Source organism: Bradyrhizobium sp. 44 (genome assembly GCF_023073095.1).
GTDB lineage: Bacteria > Pseudomonadota > Alphaproteobacteria > Rhizobiales > Xanthobacteraceae > Bradyrhizobium.
Genome location: NZ_JADPIY010000014.1, coordinates 1,030,778 through 1,047,068, shown reverse-complemented (window position 1 = coordinate 1,047,068; position 16,291 = coordinate 1,030,778). Strand labels below are relative to the sequence as shown.

At 65.3% G+C, this 16,291-nt stretch carries 16 protein-coding genes; 9 read left to right on the top strand and 7 right to left on the bottom strand.

Going from position 1 to position 16,291, the window contains the following annotated elements; all coding sequences use genetic code 11:
• The 4 genes from IVB41_RS15800 to IVB41_RS15785 are packed head-to-tail and all read left to right on the top strand — an operon-like array spanning position 1 to position 3,728.
• Positions 1-1,218, top strand: a complete 1,218-nt coding sequence (locus IVB41_RS15800) for a substrate-binding protein (RefSeq protein ID WP_007599205.1) — start codon at positions 1-3, stop codon at positions 1,216-1,218.
• Positions 1,219-1,224: 6 nt separating this feature from the next.
• Positions 1,225-2,319, top strand: a complete 1,095-nt coding sequence (locus IVB41_RS15795) for a branched-chain amino acid ABC transporter permease (RefSeq protein WP_247432504.1) — start codon at positions 1,225-1,227, stop codon at positions 2,317-2,319.
• Complete coding sequence (locus IVB41_RS15790; protein WP_027567990.1) at positions 2,306-3,040, top strand: ABC transporter ATP-binding protein; 735 nt, start codon at positions 2,306-2,308, stop codon at positions 3,038-3,040. The genes IVB41_RS15795 and IVB41_RS15790 overlap by 14 nt, the downstream gene beginning before the upstream one ends.
• The gene (locus IVB41_RS15785; RefSeq protein ID WP_247432501.1) at positions 3,033-3,728 is read left to right on the top strand and encodes an ABC transporter ATP-binding protein; all 696 of its coding nucleotides are present in this window, start codon (positions 3,033-3,035) and stop codon (positions 3,726-3,728) included. The genes IVB41_RS15790 and IVB41_RS15785 overlap by 8 nt, the downstream gene beginning before the upstream one ends.
• A 186-nt stretch (positions 3,729-3,914) precedes the next feature.
• Here IVB41_RS15785 and IVB41_RS15780 read toward each other — a convergent pair whose 3' ends face one another.
• From IVB41_RS15780 to IVB41_RS15765, 4 genes are all read right to left on the bottom strand, one after another.
• Positions 3,915-5,459, bottom strand: coding sequence for a murein L,D-transpeptidase family protein (locus tag IVB41_RS15780; protein WP_247405727.1), 1,545 nt, complete (start codon positions 5,457-5,459; stop codon positions 3,915-3,917).
• Between the two features lie 406 nt (positions 5,460-5,865).
• Positions 5,866-6,828 carry an acetyl-CoA carboxylase carboxyltransferase subunit alpha gene (locus IVB41_RS15775; protein WP_007599220.1) on the bottom strand — a complete coding sequence of 321 codons (963 nt, stop codon included), beginning with the start codon at positions 6,826-6,828 and terminating at the stop codon, positions 5,866-5,868.
• Between the two features lie 200 nt (positions 6,829-7,028).
• A complete protein-coding gene (gene xerD, locus IVB41_RS15770) occupies positions 7,029-8,012 on the bottom strand; it encodes a site-specific tyrosine recombinase XerD (RefSeq protein WP_247432496.1) in 984 nt (327 codons plus the stop codon).
• A gap of 17 nt (positions 8,013-8,029) precedes the next feature.
• The gene (locus tag IVB41_RS15765) at positions 8,030-8,176 is read right to left on the bottom strand and encodes a hypothetical protein (RefSeq protein WP_035669499.1); all 147 of its coding nucleotides are present in this window, start codon (positions 8,174-8,176) and stop codon (positions 8,030-8,032) included.
• 185 nt (positions 8,177-8,361) lie between these two features.
• Between IVB41_RS15765 and IVB41_RS15760 the strand changes: the two genes are divergently transcribed.
• From IVB41_RS15760 to IVB41_RS15750, 3 genes are all read left to right on the top strand, one after another.
• Positions 8,362-8,985: a shikimate kinase gene (locus tag IVB41_RS15760; protein ID WP_247363073.1), complete on the top strand. Its 624-nt coding sequence runs from the start codon at positions 8,362-8,364 to the stop codon at positions 8,983-8,985.
• Positions 8,982-10,130 (top strand): 3-dehydroquinate synthase, encoded by a 1,149-nt coding sequence (gene aroB / locus IVB41_RS15755; protein WP_247432493.1) that lies wholly within the window; start codon positions 8,982-8,984, stop codon positions 10,128-10,130. The genes IVB41_RS15760 and aroB overlap by 4 nt, the downstream gene beginning before the upstream one ends.
• A 92-nt stretch (positions 10,131-10,222) precedes the next feature.
• Entirely contained in the window at positions 10,223-11,527 is a 1,305-nt protein-coding gene (locus IVB41_RS15750) for an HlyC/CorC family transporter (protein WP_007599226.1), read from the top strand.
• Between the two features lie 123 nt (positions 11,528-11,650).
• Here the strand turns inward: IVB41_RS15750 and IVB41_RS15745 are convergent, their stop codons facing one another.
• The gene (locus IVB41_RS15745; RefSeq protein WP_026232423.1) at positions 11,651-11,926 is read right to left on the bottom strand and encodes a BolA family transcriptional regulator; all 276 of its coding nucleotides are present in this window, start codon (positions 11,924-11,926) and stop codon (positions 11,651-11,653) included.
• Between the two features lie 152 nt (positions 11,927-12,078).
• Here IVB41_RS15745 and IVB41_RS15740 point away from each other — a divergent pair, with 152 nt between their 5' ends.
• On the top strand, positions 12,079-12,714 hold the full coding sequence (locus tag IVB41_RS15740; protein WP_027515160.1) for a J domain-containing protein: 636 nt from the start codon (positions 12,079-12,081) through the stop codon (positions 12,712-12,714).
• Between the two features lie 198 nt (positions 12,715-12,912).
• On the opposite strand, the gene IVB41_RS15735 is transcribed toward IVB41_RS15740, so the two are convergent.
• On the bottom strand, positions 12,913-14,007 hold the full coding sequence (locus IVB41_RS15735; protein ID WP_027567983.1) for a citrate synthase/methylcitrate synthase: 1,095 nt from the start codon (positions 14,005-14,007) through the stop codon (positions 12,913-12,915).
• 75 nt (positions 14,008-14,082) lie between these two features.
• Here IVB41_RS15735 and IVB41_RS15730 point away from each other — a divergent pair, with 75 nt between their 5' ends.
• Entirely contained in the window at positions 14,083-15,312 is a 1,230-nt protein-coding gene (locus IVB41_RS15730; protein ID WP_247432888.1) for a citrate synthase family protein, read from the top strand.
• 134 nt (positions 15,313-15,446) lie between these two features.
• Here the strand turns inward: IVB41_RS15730 and IVB41_RS15725 are convergent, their stop codons facing one another.
• Positions 15,447-16,106: a DedA family protein gene (locus tag IVB41_RS15725; protein ID WP_027567981.1), complete on the bottom strand. Its 660-nt coding sequence runs from the start codon at positions 16,104-16,106 to the stop codon at positions 15,447-15,449.
• Between the last annotated feature and the right edge of the window lie 185 nt (positions 16,107-16,291).

Here is a 16,291-nt window from a genome sequence, read left to right as displayed (position 1 = left end):
ATGTCCGATCGCACTCAGCTCTCCCGCCGCCGCTTCCTCTCGAATTTCGCCTTTGCCTCCGGGGCGGTCGCAACCGGCGTCGGCAGCTGGGTGATCCCGGCGCCCTGGGCCAATGCGGCCGAAGCCCCGATCAAGGTCGGTATCGCCACCGACCTCACGGGGCCGATCGCCTATGCCGGCAATGCCGACGCCAACGTCGCCAAGATGGTGATCAAGGAGATCAACGCCGGCGGCGGTCTGCTCGGCCGCCCGCTCGAGCTCTACATCGAGGACACCGCCTCGAACGAATCCGTCGCGGTCGGCAACGTCCGCAAGCTGATCCAGCGCGACAAGGTCGACATGGTGCTCGGCGGCATCACCTCGTCGATGCGCAACGCGATCAAGGACCCGATCGTCGCGCGCGGCAAGACGCTCTACATCTATCCGCAGCTCTACGAGGGCAAGGAGTGCACGCCCTATCTGTTCTGCACCGGGCCGACGCCCGCGCAGCAGTGCGACGAGTTCATTCCCTGGCTGATCAAGAACGGCGGCAAGAAATTCGCGCTGCCGAGCGCCAACTACGTCTGGCCGCACACGCTCAACGTCTATGCCCGCAAGGTGATCGAGGCCAATGGCGGCGAGGTGGTGTTCGAGGAATATTATCCGCTCGATCAGGTCGACTTCTCCTCGACCGTCAACCGCATCATCTCCAACAAGGTCGACGTCGTCTTCAACACCGTCATCCCGCCGGGCGTCGGTCCGTTCTTCAAGCAGCTCTATGAAGCGGGCTTCCTGAAGAATGGCGGACGGCTGGCCTGCGTCTACTATGACGAGAACACGCTCAACATCAATCAGGCCGCCGAGATCGAGGGTCTCGCCAGCTGCCTCGATTATTTCAAGGTGCTGACCAAGGAGAACCCGTTCGACGCAAAAATCCAGGCGGCCTATGAGAAGGATTTCCCGGGCAATTTCCTGTTTGCCGCCGGCAGCGCCGCCACCGGAACCTATCGCGGGCTGAAGCTGTGGGAAGCCGCCGTCAAGGAAGCCGGCAAGATCGACCGCGAGTCGGTCGCGGCTACGCTCGACCACGCCAAGATCGCCGAGGGCCCGGGTGGACCGGCCGAGATGGTCCCGGGCAAGCGGCACTGCAAGATGAAGATGTACACCGCGGTCGCCAAGGGCGGGAATTACGAGATCGTCGGACGCAGCGACGGGCTCGTCGATCCCAAGGAATGTTAAGGCGGAATGCTGAAGTCGATGGGCGCAGTGAAACAGGCGATCCCCGCCGAGATCGGCGGGGAGGCGGCCGCCGCCATGACTGAGCACGGACCAACGAAGCAAGCCGCTTCGGGCCGAAAGGTCTTGCCGATCGTGGAGGGCGTCGTGCTGGTCGCGGCGCTGTTCGCGCCGCTGCTGCTGCAGGACTATCTCACAGTGTTCGCGACGCGTGTGATCATCCTCGCGCTGTTCGCGCTGTCGTTCGACCTGGTGTGGGGCTATGCCGGCATCATGAGCTTCGGCCAGGCGCTGTTTTTCGGCTCGGCCGGCTATGGCGTGGCGCTGCTCGCGCGCGACCTCAACATCACCAACATCTTCCTGGTGCTGCCTGCGGGCACCATCATCGGCCTCACCTTTGCGCTGCTGCTGGGCGGCTTCCTGCTGCTGGGACGGCATCCCTCCAGCGTGATCTTCGTCTCGCTGGGCACGCTGACCGGATCCTACGCCGCCGACCGGCTCGCGCGCGGCTGGTACTATCTCGGTGGCCAGAACGGCATCCCCTCGATCTCGTCGATGACGCTCGGCAGCTACGAGTTCTCGGAAGGGCCGCCGTTCTATTATCTCGTGCTTGGCCTTCTTGTGGTGGTCTATCTGCTTTGCCGTTTTCTGGTGCGCTCGCAATTCGGGTTGGCGCTTGCGGGATTGCGCGAGAACGAGCAGCGCATCGCCTTCTTCGGCTACAAGACGCAGCACCTGAAGGCGATCATCTTCGCAATCGGCGGCGCGGTGGCGGGTCTTGCCGGCAGTCTTTACGCCTTCCACGAAGGTTTCGTCTGGCCCAACATGGTCGGCGTCGTGGTCTCGACGCAAGTCGTGCTCTATGTGCTGTTCGGCGGCTCCGGCACGCTGATCGGCGCCGTCATCGGTGCCGTCATCGTCGAGGGCGTCAGCTTCTGGCTCTCGGACAATTACCGCGAGGTCTGGCCGATCATCCTTGGCGTGCTGCTCCTGCTCGTGATCCTGTTCCGGCCGCTCGGCCTGATCAGTTTCGTGCTCGGCGAGCGCGAGCGGGTCGGCAGCTTTGGTGGCAAAGCGAAGGAGAAGCGCGATGCCGCTCCTTGAAGCCACCGGCGTCAAGAAGATCTTCGGTAAGCTGACCGCGCTCGATGGCGCCGCGCTGACCGTCGGCGAGAACGAGTTTCACGGCCTGATCGGCCCGAACGGCTCCGGCAAGAGCACGCTGATGAAGTGCATTGCCGGCGCCGAGGTGCCGACGCAGGGCAAGGTGAGTTTCATCAACACCGACATCACCGCGTTCACGCCGACCGAACGTGCCCGCGCCGGCATGAGCCTGAAATTCCAGATCACCAGTGTGCTGCCGACGCTGACGCTCTATGACAACATCCTGCTCGCGCTGCAGGCGCAGTCCTCGCTGTTCGATCTCGTGTTCTCGCGCACGCGCGGGCTCCTGCACGATCAGGTCATGACCATGCTGACGCAATTTCGCCTTGCCGGCCGCGCTTTCGATGCGGCCGCGGCGCTGTCGCACGGCCAGCAGCAATGGCTGGAGATCGCGATGGCGCTTGCCTGCAAGCCGAAGCTTCTGCTGCTGGACGAGCCCACCGGCGGCATGAGCCTGGAGGAGCGCCGCGTTACCGGCGAACTGTTGCAGCCGATCAAAAAACACTGCTCGCTCGTCATCGTCGAGCACGACCTCGATTTCATCCGCGACATCTGCGATCGCCTCACCGTGCTCGACCAGGGCAAGGTGCTGGCGTCCGGCACGGTGTCGGAGATCCAGGCCAACAAGGCCGTCCAGGAGATCTATTTGCGCCGTGCCTGAATTTTTGCACATCAAGCATCTCGACGCCGGCTATGGCCGCAGCCAGGTCCTGTTCGACGTCAACCTCGGCATTCCCTGGCGCGGCGGTGTCGCCGTGCTGGGCCGCAACGGCGCCGGCAAGACCACGCTGATGAAGACCATCGTCGGCGAGCTGCCGGCGTGGAAGGGCGAGGTCGCCTTCGACGGGCGCGACATCAGCCGCCGCGCGACCCAGGAGCGCGTGCGCGCCGGCATCGGCTACGTGCCGCAGGAGCATTCGGTGTTCGCGCGCCTGTCGGTGCGCGACAATCTCGCGGTCGGCTCGCTCGCGAGCAGGAAGGCCGACGCGGTCGACCACGTGCTGACCATATTCCCAAAGCTCGGCCAGCGCCTCGACCAGCCCGCCGGCACGCTGTCCGGCGGCGAACGCAAGATGCTCGCCATCGGCCGCGCCATGCTGGGCGATCCAAAATTGCTTCTGCTCGACGAGCCGACCGAGGGCGTCTGGATCGGCGTGATCGAGGAGATCACCGAGCGCCTGATCGAACTCGCGAAAACCATCGCCGTCATCATCGTCGAGCAGCACCTCGACCTCGCGCTCCGCGTCGCCGACTACGCCTACGTGCTCGACCGCGGCCGCGTCGCACTACAAGGCGAGGCAGGCGAGGTGAGGGGCAATCCGGAGCTGCTGCGGTATCTGGCGCCGTAGGAGAGCGCGCGTGAAGCGCGTCGCTCTCACACCGAACTCGGCTGTCATGCCTCGCGGAGGCGGGGCATCCCGTACGCCGCAGCTTCTCGATCGATAAGGGGTGCCTGGAATACTGGATTCCCCGCCATCGCGGGGAATGACGGCGTCAGGCTGGGATGGATCGGAGAGATTAAGCGGAGCGCCCGCTTACTTCACCGCCCCAAACCGGCTGTCGAACGAGTTCGACTGCACGACCGGCGCGGCGCCCATGATCTGGGTCGCTTCACCCGCGCCATCCGACACCGACGGCTTCAGCGTCGGGCGCGTCGCCGCGAGGCGGGTATCGGGCTTCGCAGGTTCGGCGGGCTTGGCTGCGGCAACAGCCGGCTTCGGCGCATCCTTCGCTGCATCCTTGGACGTGTCGCGACCCGGTACGAACCGGGTCACCGCGGCCTTCAGCCGGGACGCTGCGGTCGGCGGTGTCGTGGTCGTCGCGGCCGGAGCGACGGATGCCGTGGCCTGCGGCGGAGGCGTGGTTGCCGTGGCGTCGGCGTTGCCCATGCCCATCTTGCGGCCGAGGTTGGAGAAGAAGCCGGATTTCTCAGGCGCAGCTGCGGTGGCGACGCGGGCGTTGGCGGCGGGCGTGCTGACGGCGACGACCGGCTCTTCCTGCGGCGAGGGCGCGGCTGCATCGAGATTCGGCTTCGGCGGATTGACGTGTCCAGGGATCGTGCCGGGCGCCTTCGCCATCGCCAGCATCTGCAAGGTGGTGCCTTCGGCGCCCTCCGACAGGCCGGTCGAGCCTTCCGGAATCTTCGCGGCGAAGATCTTGTTCATGCCGCCGTCGATACCGGTGTTCATGCGCGCAACGGGCGTACCGCGCGAAACCAGCTTGTTGTACTCAGCCTGGTCGCGCGCATCCTTCTCGCGCACGGCGCTGACGATCTCCTCGGGGACCACATAGGCCGGACATTTCGCGGACGCGTCGAACACCGGATCGCGCTTGGCGTCAGGCGCCTTCGCCGCGTCGAACACGTACTTCTTCTCGCAGAAATCGACCTTCGGCTCCTGCCGCGTCACCTCGAAATGATCATAGCCTTCCTTGATCATCTTCCAGAACGGCATGTTCGGATTGTTCCGGTGCTTGGCCATGTTCACCGGGGTCATCTTGAACGGATAGGCCTGCAGCTGGAACGCCTTCTGGCCGCCGAAGAAGGATTCGCGCCCGAGCGAATAGATCTCGGCGATCTGCTCGTCCGTCATCGCGTAGCAGCCGCGCGACGAACAATCGCCATGCACCATCAGCTGCGAGCCGCTGCGGCCCAAAGCCTTGTCGAACGCGTTCGGATAGCCCGTGTTGAACGACAAATAGTACGCCGACTGCGGATTCATCTGACCCGGATTGATCGAGTAGAATCCTTCCGGCGCCTGGCGGTCGCCTTCGCGCACCTTCGGGCCGAGGTCGCCCGACCAGCGACAGATCGGATAGGTCTTGAGCAGCGCGAACTGGCCGTTGCGGGTCTGCTTCCAGACCTCGAGCTCGGCCTCCTGCTTGAACAGGCGCACCAGAATCGGCGATTGCAGGTCCATGTTCTTCTCGACCATCGCGGCGAGAAGTTTTGGCGGGACCGGCTGGTTGGCCTTGGCATTGGTCGCAAGCGAAACCTGGTCGGTATCGCAGCCGGCCAGCACGAAGCTGGCGGCAAGCGCCACCGAAACCAGAAACGCGCGAGCAAGCGAACGAGAAATCAAGATGGACCCCACACCGTCCAGGGCAGCGCGCGCAAACCCCAATCTTGAAGCATGATCCGACCGGAGACCCGGACCCGTCGCGACGGGCTTTTTCGCAATCACGCTCCAGCGCTTATGCCCTAAAGCATTGATTAAAATTCTAACCTCTGGGTCATGTGGTCGCAACCCGAACGGGGATCACGAGCCCGTTGGCCCAAAGGCGTGGTCAACGAAGACTTAAACTGGGCCGTAACTTGGGCCTCGCGGCCAAACCGGTACAGAGATCGCTGATTTGGGCAAAAAAAGGGTTAACGCGGGGTTACCGGACGCCTGCGGGGCTTGGCCGGCCTCAAATCCAGCGTCGTCCTGGCGAAAGCTTGGACGACGGCGGAGGGTAACGCGTCCAACGGGTCCCAAACCGCCCGAATCAGCCCAGTTTCCGGCCGATATCGAGGAATTTCTGCCGCCGATGCTTGCGAATGGCGTCACCGTCGAGGCCCCGGAGTTCGTCGAAGGCCTTGGCGATGGCATCGCCCGTGGTGGCGATCATGGCGGCGGGGTCGCGATGGGCGCCGCCGACCGGCTCCTTCAGGATGCTGTCGATCACGCCGAATCGGAGCATGTCCTGTGCCGTGATCTTCATGTTGTTGGCGGCTTCCTGCGCCTTGGAGCCGTCGCGCCAGAGGATCGAGGACGCCGCCTCGGGCGAGATCACGCTGTAGATCGCGTGCTCCAGCATCAGGACCTTGTTGGCGGTGGTGATGGCGATGGCGCCGCCCGACATGCCCTCGCCGGTGATGATGGCGACGTTCGGCACGGTCAGCGCCATGCAGGCATCGGTCGAACGCGCGATCGCCTCGGCCTGGCCGCGCTCTTCCGCACCGATGCCGGGATAGGCGCCGGCGGAATCGGCGAGCGACAGCACCGGCAGGCCGAACCGCTCGGCCATCTCCATCAGCCGCACGCATTTGCGATAGCCCTCGGGCCGCGCCATGCCGAAATTATGCTTGATGCGGCTCTCGGTGGAATCGCCCTTTTCCTGGCCCATCACGCAGATGGCCTCGCCGCGGAAGCGGCCGAAGCCGGCTACCAGCGCCTCGTCCTCGCCGAACTTGCGGTCGCCGGCGAGCGGGGTGAACTCGGTGATCAGGCCCTTGATGAAGTCGTTGAAATGCGGCCGCTGCGGATGCCGCGCGACCAGCGTCTTCTGCCACGGCGTCAGGTTCAGATAGAGGTCGGCCATCGCCTGCGCCGCCTTGTCCTCGATCCGCCCGATCTCCTCGGCGATGTCGCTGCCGGAGGCCGCAAGCGTCCGCAATTCATCGAGCTTGGAATCGAGCTCGGCGACGGGCTTTTCGAAATCGAGATAGCTGCGCATCTGGTCTGGCATCAACTCAATATAGGGAGGACGGGGCGAGGCGGCGAAGCGGATTCGATGTCGTGGAAAGAAATGTAGGTCCGTCAATGAGTTGGCTTGTGTGTTCGCAACCAGCGCAGGCCAATCATCGTGAGGCCCCGGCTCTTTCTGCGGAGATGTGGCCGAAGTCAAGGCGGTTTCGGCCTTGGCCTGTAGCGGGGCGACGCGCAGACCTACTTCTCCGCCAGCGGGTGCAGGTCGCGGACCAGGCTCTTCAGCCGCTCCTCGACCACGTGGGTGTAGATCTGGGTGGTCGAGATGTCGGTATGGCCGAGCAGCGTCTGCACGATGCGCAAATCGGCCCCGTTGTGCAGCAGGTGGCTGGCGAAGGCGTGGCGCAGCACGTGGGGGGAGACCAGCCGGGCCTGCAGGCCCGAAGCGACCGCGAGCTCCTTCAAGTCGCGGGCAAAGTGCTGCCGCGTCAGATGCCCGCTCTCGCCGAAGGAGGGGAACAACCATTTCGAGGCCGCCACGCTGTTTTTCTTGTCGGACTTGTTGTTGTCCTTGGCGGCCTCCGTCGCCGCGAGGTAATCGGCCATCGCCTGCCGCGAGGCCTCGTTGAGCGGCACCAGCCGTTCCTTGTTGCCCTTGCCGCGCACCACGATCATGCGGGCGTCGCGCTTCGCGGCCGTGCGCGGCAGCGCCACCAGTTCGGAGACGCGCAGGCCGGTGGCGTAGAGCACCTCGAGCAGGCAATAGAGTCTCAGGGCGCGCAGCCGTTTCGAGGGCGAGGCATCCTCCGCCTCGCTCAATTCCTTGGCGCGGCGGAGCATGCGGTCGACATCGGCGATCGACAGCACCTTCGGAAGGCCGCGGCCGCGCTTGGGGCCGGACAGGATCGCCGCGGGATCGTCGGTTCTGATGCGTTCGTTCAGGAGGAAGCGATAGAGATGCCGCATCGCCGACAGCCGCCGCGCGACGCTGGTGGACTTGAAGCCGCGCGTGTCGAGATCGGCGAGATAGTCGCGCAGCGTCTGTGTCTCCGCGTCCGCGAATGCATGGCCGACACGGCCGAGAAACTCGGAGAAGTCGGTGAGGTCGCGGCGATAGGCATCGAGCGTATTGGCACCGGCGCCCTGTTCCGCCGCGAGCATGTCGAGGAACAGGCCGGTGAGTTTTGTGTCCGAGGGCTTGCTGGCGGAAGATCTGGCACGCATGCCCGGCAGCCTAGCTTCTATTTCTTGAGAAACTTATCCGGCGGGATCGTCACCGTCATTTCCCGCGGCTTGGGATTGACGAAGTTCGCCAGCGCGAAGACCACGCCATAGACGATGCCGGCGATCACGGCGACGACCGTCAGGAAGCGGAACAGGCTGGGCATCGGCAGGATCTCGGAGAGGGTCTCGGTCAGGCGGCTTGGCGGGCAAATTAACCAATGAAATCATCCAACACGTTAGCCGTTTCGTGGCAAGAGTCCTCTGGCGAGGGCCCCTGCGGGGTCGTATAGGTGGCCAAAGGATGCCGCCTTTGGCGGCAGATCGAGCGAGACCCATTCGAGCGAGACAAATGCCCGACGCCGCGTTGCCGATCCAAGCTTCGCCCGAGGCCGACATCCTGTCGGCGCTGGGGACGCGCTCGATCGTGCTCGTCGGCATGATGGGGGTGGGCAAATCCACCATCGGCCGCCGCATGGCTCTCAGGCTCAAGCTGCCCTTCGTCGATGCCGACACCGAGATCGAGGCCGCAGCCGGCATGACCATACCGGAAATCTTCGAGCGCCACGGCGAGCCGCATTTCCGTGACGGCGAGGCCCGCGTGATCGCGCGTCTGCTCGACGGCGGCCCCATCGTGCTGGCGACCGGCGGCGGCGCCTTCATGCGCGAGGAGACGCGGAGCCGTATCGCGGCAAAGGCGATCTCGATCTGGCTCAAGGCCGATCATGACGTCATCATGCGCCGTGTGCGCCGGCGCGCCGACCGTCCGTTGCTCCAGACCGCCGATCCCGAAGGAACCGTGACGCGCCTGCTCACCGAGCGCGAGCCGGTCTACGGCCATGCCGACCTCACCATCGCCTCGCGCGACGTGCCGCACGACAAGATCGTTGAGGAGACCATCGAGACGCTACGCGCGCATCTTTGCGGCGAACGGGCGTCCCCGCCACCAGCCGACGTCGCGAGTGCCGCACGATGACCGCGCCTTTGAAACATTCCGATCCCGTCAACGTCGAGGTCGCGCTGGAGAATCGCGCCTATGACATCGTCATCGGCCGCGGCGTTCTGGCTTCGCTCGGCGAACGCGTCGCGCGCCTGCGCCCCGGCGTGCGCACCGCGATCGTGACGGATCGCACCGTCGCGAAATACTGGCTCGAACCCGCCGAGGCCTCGCTCGCAGCCAGCGGCATTGCGACATCGCGCATCGTCGTCGAGGAAGGCGAGATCTCGAAGACCTATGCCGGTCTCGAAAAGGTCAGCGAAGCCCTGATCGCCGCGAAAATCGAGCGCAACGATCTCGTCATCGCGCTCGGCGGCGGCGTGGTCGGCGATCTCGCCGGCTTTGCAGCGGCGATCCTGCGCCGCGGCGTCGATTTCGTGCAGGTGCCGACCTCGCTGCTGGCGCAGGTCGATTCCTCCGTCGGCGGCAAGACCGGCATCAACTCGCCGCAGGGCAAGAATCTGCTCGGCGCCTTCCACCAGCCGGTGCTGGTGATTGCCGACACCGCCGTGCTCGACACGCTGTCGCCCCGGCAATTCCGCGCCGGCTATGCCGAGGTCGCCAAATACGGCGTGCTCGGCGACGAGGCCTTCTTCACCTGGCTCGAGAAGAACCATTCCGACATCTCCAAAGGCGGTTCGGCGCGCGAGCATGCGATCGCGACCTCCTGCCGCGCCAAGGCCGGCGTGGTCTCGCGCGACGAGCGCGAGACCGGGGAGCGCGCGCTGCTCAATCTCGGCCATACGTTCGGCCATGCGCTGGAAGCCGCGACCGGCTTCTCCGACCGCCTGTTTCACGGCGAGGGCGTTTCGATCGGCATGACGCTGGCGGCGCAGTTTTCGGCGAAGCTCGGCATGATCGGTGAAGCGGATGCGACGCGCGTCGAGCGTCACCTCGTTGAGGCAGGCCTGCCGACGCGCTTGCAGGACATCGCGGGCTTCGCGCAGGAGGGGCTTGCCGATGCCGACGCGCTGATGGCGCTGATGGCGCAGGACAAGAAGGTCGTGCGCGGCAAGCTCACCTTCATCCTGCTGGAGGCTGTGGGACGCGCCGTCGTCGCGAAGAACGTCGAACCGGCTCCGGTGCGCGACTTCCTCAAGGACAAGCTCGCCCACAAGGCGTGACACGCGGTTGAACGGCGCTAAAGCGTTTTCGAGCGAAGTGGGTACCGGTTCGCGTCAAGAAAACGCGTCAAAACAAGAAACCAGAGTGGTTCATGGATTGGCTCGGATTCACCATCGTCATTCTCTGCCTGCTCGTCTCCGGCTTCTTCGCCGCGAGCGAGACCGCGTTGACCGGCGCCTCGCGCGCCAGCATGCTGCGGCTCTCCAAGCAGGGTAATCGCGACGCCGACGTGGTCTCGCAGCTGCTCGACATGCGCGAGCGCCTGATCGGCGCGCTGCTGCTCGGCAACAACATCGCCAATATCAGTGCATCCGCCCTGGCCACCAGCATCTTCACGGCCTGGTTCGGCGACGTCGGCGTGCTCTATGCCACCGGCCTGATGACCGCGCTGGTCGTGATCTTCGCCGAGGTGCTGCCCAAGACCATTGCGATCAACGCGCCTGATCGCATGGCGCTGGCGGTGGCACGCCCGATGCGGCTGACGATGTACGTGCTGGGGCCGCTGCTGCGGATCGTGGAAGTCATCGTTCGGCTGTTGATGCGCCTGTTTGGCCTTGCCGGCGAGCACCAGGCGATCCTGTCGCCGACCGAGCGCCTCCGCGGCGCGGTCGACCTGCTGCACCATGAAGGCAAGTTCGAGAAGCACGACCGCGACATGCTGGGTGGGCTGCTCGATCTGCGCGAGCTCCAGGTCTCCGACGTCATGATCCATCGCACCGAGATGACGATGATCAACGCCGACCTGCCGCCGGAGGATCTGGTGCGCGAGGTGCTGGCGGCCGAATACACCCGCATTCCACTGTGGCGCGAGAAGCCGGAAAACATCATCGGCGTGCTCCACGCCAAGGATTTGCTGCGCGCGATTCGCGCGGCCGACGGCGAGACCTCGCGCATCGACGTCTCCACCATCGCGCTGCCGCCGTGGTTCGTGCCGGAGATGCGGCCCGTCTCCGAGCAGCTCAAGGCGTTCCGCCGCCGCAAGACCCATTTTGCCCTGGTCGTCGACGAGTACGGCGAAGTGGAAGGTCTCGTGACGCTAGAAGACATTCTGGAAGAGATCGTCGGCGACATCTCCGACGAGCACGACGTCGTGGTCGCGGGCGTGCGCGCCCAGCCGGACGGCTCGGTCGTCGTCGACGGCTCGGTGCCGATCCGCGACCTCAACCGCGCCATGGACTGGCACCTGCCTGACGAAGAGGCAACGACGGTCGCCGGCCTCGTCATTCACGAGGCGCGCTCGATTCCCGACCGCGGCCAGAGTTTCACCTTTCACGGCTTCCGCTTCCGCGTCCTCCGCCGCGAACGCAACCGCATCACCGCACTCCGTATTTCACCGGTGCCGCGCGAGACGGAGATGGAGGAAGCCAAGCGGCGGCGGGCCGGGACGTCGTTTTGACGCGGTAGCTGTCATCGTCCGCGAAGGCGGACGATCCAGTACGCCGCAGCGGCTCGATTCTAGCCGCGCCGCCTCGGAGTACTGGATGCCCGCCTTCGCGGGCATGACAGCCGTATCGGCGAGCTAGCTCCCGCCTTCTCCCGGCGCTTGCGCGTGGATCGCCAGTGCGTGCACGCTGCCGGAGAGTTCCGCGGCGAGCGCCGAATTTATCATGCGGTGCCGATCAACCCGGCTCTTCCCTTTGAAGGCGGAAGACACAATATAAACGCGGAAGTGCGTCTCGCCGCTCGGCCGATGGCCGGCGTGGCCCTCATGCAAATGTGACTCGTCGACGACTTGCAGGCTTTCCGGCGTGAAAGCTTCCTGCAACTTGTTGCTGATAGTGTCTCTGATGGCCATCTGGGTCATTACGGTGCGAGATCGCTCTCCGTATTGCATAGGCCGCCTCTGGCGGTCGTTCAAGGACGCCTCAGCATAGTTTCGGCTATGCTTTTCAGCTAATTGCAATGTCAAGACTTGAAGGTTTTTGCATTGCGTAGTCAAAGTCAGCCATGCCGATCGATTCATCAAAGTTCTTCGACTCCATCCGGATCAAGCCGAAAGGCAAGCAGCCGGAAGTGAAGCCGCGCGACGCCGTGGTCAATTGCGAATGGACCGGGTGTCAGAACAAGGGCGCGCATCGTGCGCCCAAGGGTCGCGACAATCAGCGTGAGTACTGGCACTTCTGCCTGAATCATGTGCGCGAGTACAACCAGAACTACAATTTCTTCTCCGGCATGAATGCCGACGCTGTCGCGCGCTATCAGAAAGATGCGCTGACCGGTCATCGTCCGACCTGGAAGATGGGCGCCAATGGCGGCGTCAAGAAAGGCGCCGAGGCCGAGATCGACGGTGCCTTCGATCCGTTCAGCATGTTCCAGGAGCTCAACGGCCGCACCGGCTGGCGCGCCGGCCCGCAGGCCGCGCCCAAGGCCGAGACGCGCAAGATCATGAACGCCGAGCGCAAGGCGCTCCAGGTGATGGGCCTCGGCCCCGAGTCCACCCTCGCCGACGTCAAGTCCAAGTACAAGGCGCTGGTGAAGCAGCACCACCCCGACGCCAACGGCGGCGACCGCTCCACCGAGGACCGCCTGATCGAGATCATCAAGGCGTATAATTATCTGAAGACCGTGGTGCGCGAGGCCTGAGGCCGCGCCACTGTCTTCCCTTCTCCCCTTGTCGGAGAAGGTGGCGCGAAGCGCCGGATGAGGGGTTGCTTCCTCAAATTCCAATGCAAGGGATTGTGCGGGGAGAGAACCCCTCACCCGTCTCGCCGCTACGCGGCGAGCCACCCTCTCCCACAAGGGGAGAGGGAAAGAACGCCGTTCTATCCAGGCTACGTTTCATCACGCCTCCGGCATCGCCCCCACATATGACGAGCTCGGCCGGATCAGCCGCCCCGTCCGCTGCTGCTCGCGCGCATGGGCGGTCCAGCCGGCGGCGCGCGCCACCGCGAAGATCGGCGTGAAGGCCTGCCTCGGGATCGCCAGCGCATCGAGCAGGATCGCGGTGAAGAACTCGACATTGGTCTCCAGCGGCCGGTCCGGATTCTTCTTGCGCAGCGCGCTGCGGATGTAGGCCTCCACCTCGCCGGCAAAGGGCAGGTCGGCGCCGTCCGAGGCCAGCGCCTCGATCGCGGTCTTGAGCACGTCGGCGCGCGGATCGCGCACGCGATAGACGCGATGACCAAAACCCATCATCCGCTCGCCGCGGGCGAGTGCCGCGTCCACCCAAGGCTGGATGCGCTCGCGCGAGCCGATGGCGTCGAGCATTTCCAGCACCGGCTCCGGCGCGCCGCCATGCAGCGGACCCGTCAGCGCGCAATAGCCGGCGGTGACGGCGGCGAATAGATCAGCCTGCGTCGAGGCCACCACGCGCGCGGTGAAGGTCGAGGCGTTCATGCCGTGGTCGCTGGCGGTGACGAGATAGGCGTCCAGCGCCGTGACCTCGCGTGGTTCGGGCGCGCGTCCGTGCAGCATGCGAAGCGTATCGGCGGCGTGGCTCGCGTTCGGATCGGGCGCCACGGGATCGAGACCCCTAGCGCGGCGGACGAGCGCGCCCGCAATTACCGGGAATGCGCCTACGATCGTCGCCTCATGGGCTAGGTCGTGCTCGGCGCGAAGTCCCGCGACCGCCGCGCGAAACCCGTCGACGACGCCCATGCCGCGCGTTGCCGGCAGCAGCTCATCCAGCCGCGCGAAGGCGCGCTCGCGTGCCGCGCCGAGGCTCGCGCGCACATTGGCTTCGCTCAGCGTGGTCGTGCTGGCGCCGTTCCAGAGCCGGGCGGTGACGCCCTCAAAGCTCGACTGACTCGCCAATCGGCCGACATGCTCGCCGGCGATGATCAACTCGCCGCGCTCGCCGTCGACATGGCTCAGCACGGTTTCGGCCGCGGGAACGCCGTCCAGCCCGATCTGGCTCTTGGTGAGGTGGATGTTCATGGCCCAAATCTCCTTTGCACCAGCCAAAGGTCGGGCCTCTCGACAGATTGATCAATCTTGATTATATAAATGAATATGAAAAATTCCGAGGGGCTTTACCTCTCCGCCCGGGAAGCCGCCGCCGAGCTCGCGATCTCGCCGGCCACGCTCTACGCCTATGTCAGCCGCGGCCTGGTCCGCTCCGAGCCGACGCCGGACTCGCGCAAGAACCGCTATCGCGCCGAGGACGTCCGGGCGCTGAAGGAGCGCCGGGTGCCGTCGCCGGAGCCGCGCGGCCTGCGCAGTTTCGATGCCGATCTGCCGGTCATGGACACGGAGATCTCCACCATCACCGAGGACGGCGCGATCTATCGCGGTGTCAATTGCGTCGATCTCGCCGAAAACGACACGCTGGAGCACACGGCGACGCTTTTGTGGGATGTCTCCGGCGTCGATCCGTTTGCGCCGGATAATCAGCCCGCGGTGTCCGACGAGATGCGCGCGATCGCACAGGCCGCGCGCCGGGCGGCACCGATCGATCGCGCCATTGCCGTGCTGGCGCTCGCATCGAGCGCCGATCCCCGCGCGTTCACGCGTGCACCGGATGGCCGCGCCATGGTCGGTGCGCGCATCGTCCGGCTCCTGGTCGCGACCATGCTCAACGCGGAGCCGTCCGCCGAGCCGCTACATCAGCAGATCGCGAGGGCCTGGGCGCCCGACAACAAGCACGCGGCCGATCTGATACGTCGCGCGCTGGTTCTGCTCGCCGAGCATGAGTTGAACGCGTCCACCTTCACCGCGCGCTGCGCGGCCTCCACCGGCCTCAATCTTTATGATTCCGTCATCGCCGGCCTCGCCGCGCTGAAGGGACCGAAGCACGGCGGCGCCGGCGTGCTCGCCTCGCAGCTCGTCAAGGCGCTGGTGGATCGTGACGTCGAGCCAATGGTCCGCGAACGCGTCGCGCTCGGCGAACGCTTTGCCGGCTTCGGTCACGGCGTCTACAAGCGGGGCGATCGGCGCGCGCAGTCGCTCCTGAATGCCCTGGCCCGCGCCGGCGCACCCCGCAAATTCACCAAGGAGGTGCCGGAGCGGATCGCGGAGGCGACCGGCGAGCTCGTCAACATCGACTACGCGCTCGCGGTGCTCGTGCACGCGCTGCGCCTGCCCGCAGGCAGCGAGCTCGCCTTGTTCGCGATGGCCCGCAGCGTCGGCTGGATCGCTCATGCGAGCGAGCAATTACAGCACGGCAAGCTGATCAGGCCGCGGGCAAGGTATGTCGGGCCTGCGCCGGGGCGGAGGGCGGGGGTTGCGGATTCCAAAGGATGATCAAGAAACCTCATGGTGAGGAGCGCGGAACGCGCGTCTCGAACCATGCAGGCCCCGCTGTCGCCCGCGGCCATCCTTCGAGACGCCCGTCGTTGGCAGGTCCTCTCAGGATGAGGGTGGTGTGCTTGGATAGATCACCCTCGCGGCTTCGCCACCGCGACGCCGCCGCCATTCCGGCGGCGATAGATCCAGACCGCCAGGCCCAGAACGATCGCGACGCCGATCACGGTCAGGATCCAGATGTGCTTGCCGACATGTCCATGGTGGTGCAGCCCGGCATATTCGTGCAGCACAGAGACCGCCAAAACACCCGGCAGCACATGCGCCGGCGCCCAGACCAGGATCGCCGGGATGTTGATGGCATAGAAGCGGGCCGGGGGCATGCCCAGCGCACCCGCGGTGACCGGGACGAAGGCACGGATCGGCGGCACGAAGCGGGCGAAGAACACCGCCCAGGTGCCGAAGCGGTGGAAGAAATTCTCGCTCTGCTCGACCACGCGCGGATAATTGGTCAACGGCCAGGTGTTGAGGATCTCCCGTTGCTGCCGGTGGCCGATCCAGTAGGCCGAACCGTCGCCGAGCACTGCGCCGAGGGCTGCCGCCAGCAACACCCATTGCAGCCTAAGCTCGCCGCCCGGGACCAGGGCGCTTAGCGCCAGGATGATGGTCGAGCCGGGGATCACAGACCCCACCACCGGAACCGCCTCCAGCAGGGCCGCCAGGAACAGGGTCAGATAGGCCAGCCACGCATGGGCCGAGACGAAGGAAATGAGGGGATCGAGAAAGGACGTCACGTCGTCTCTGTGGTGGGATCGGGCCTCGGGGTTCGGGCCCTGCATTCGGACCCTACATAAGTAACAAGCGGCGGTAAAAGTGCCACCCGCGTGGGCAGGACCGCGCCCTTGGCACGAAATTCAGGCGTGATTCGCAGGGCAGCCTTCCAAAAATCGCGTTCCTTGCCTATCTAAATGAAAAGACA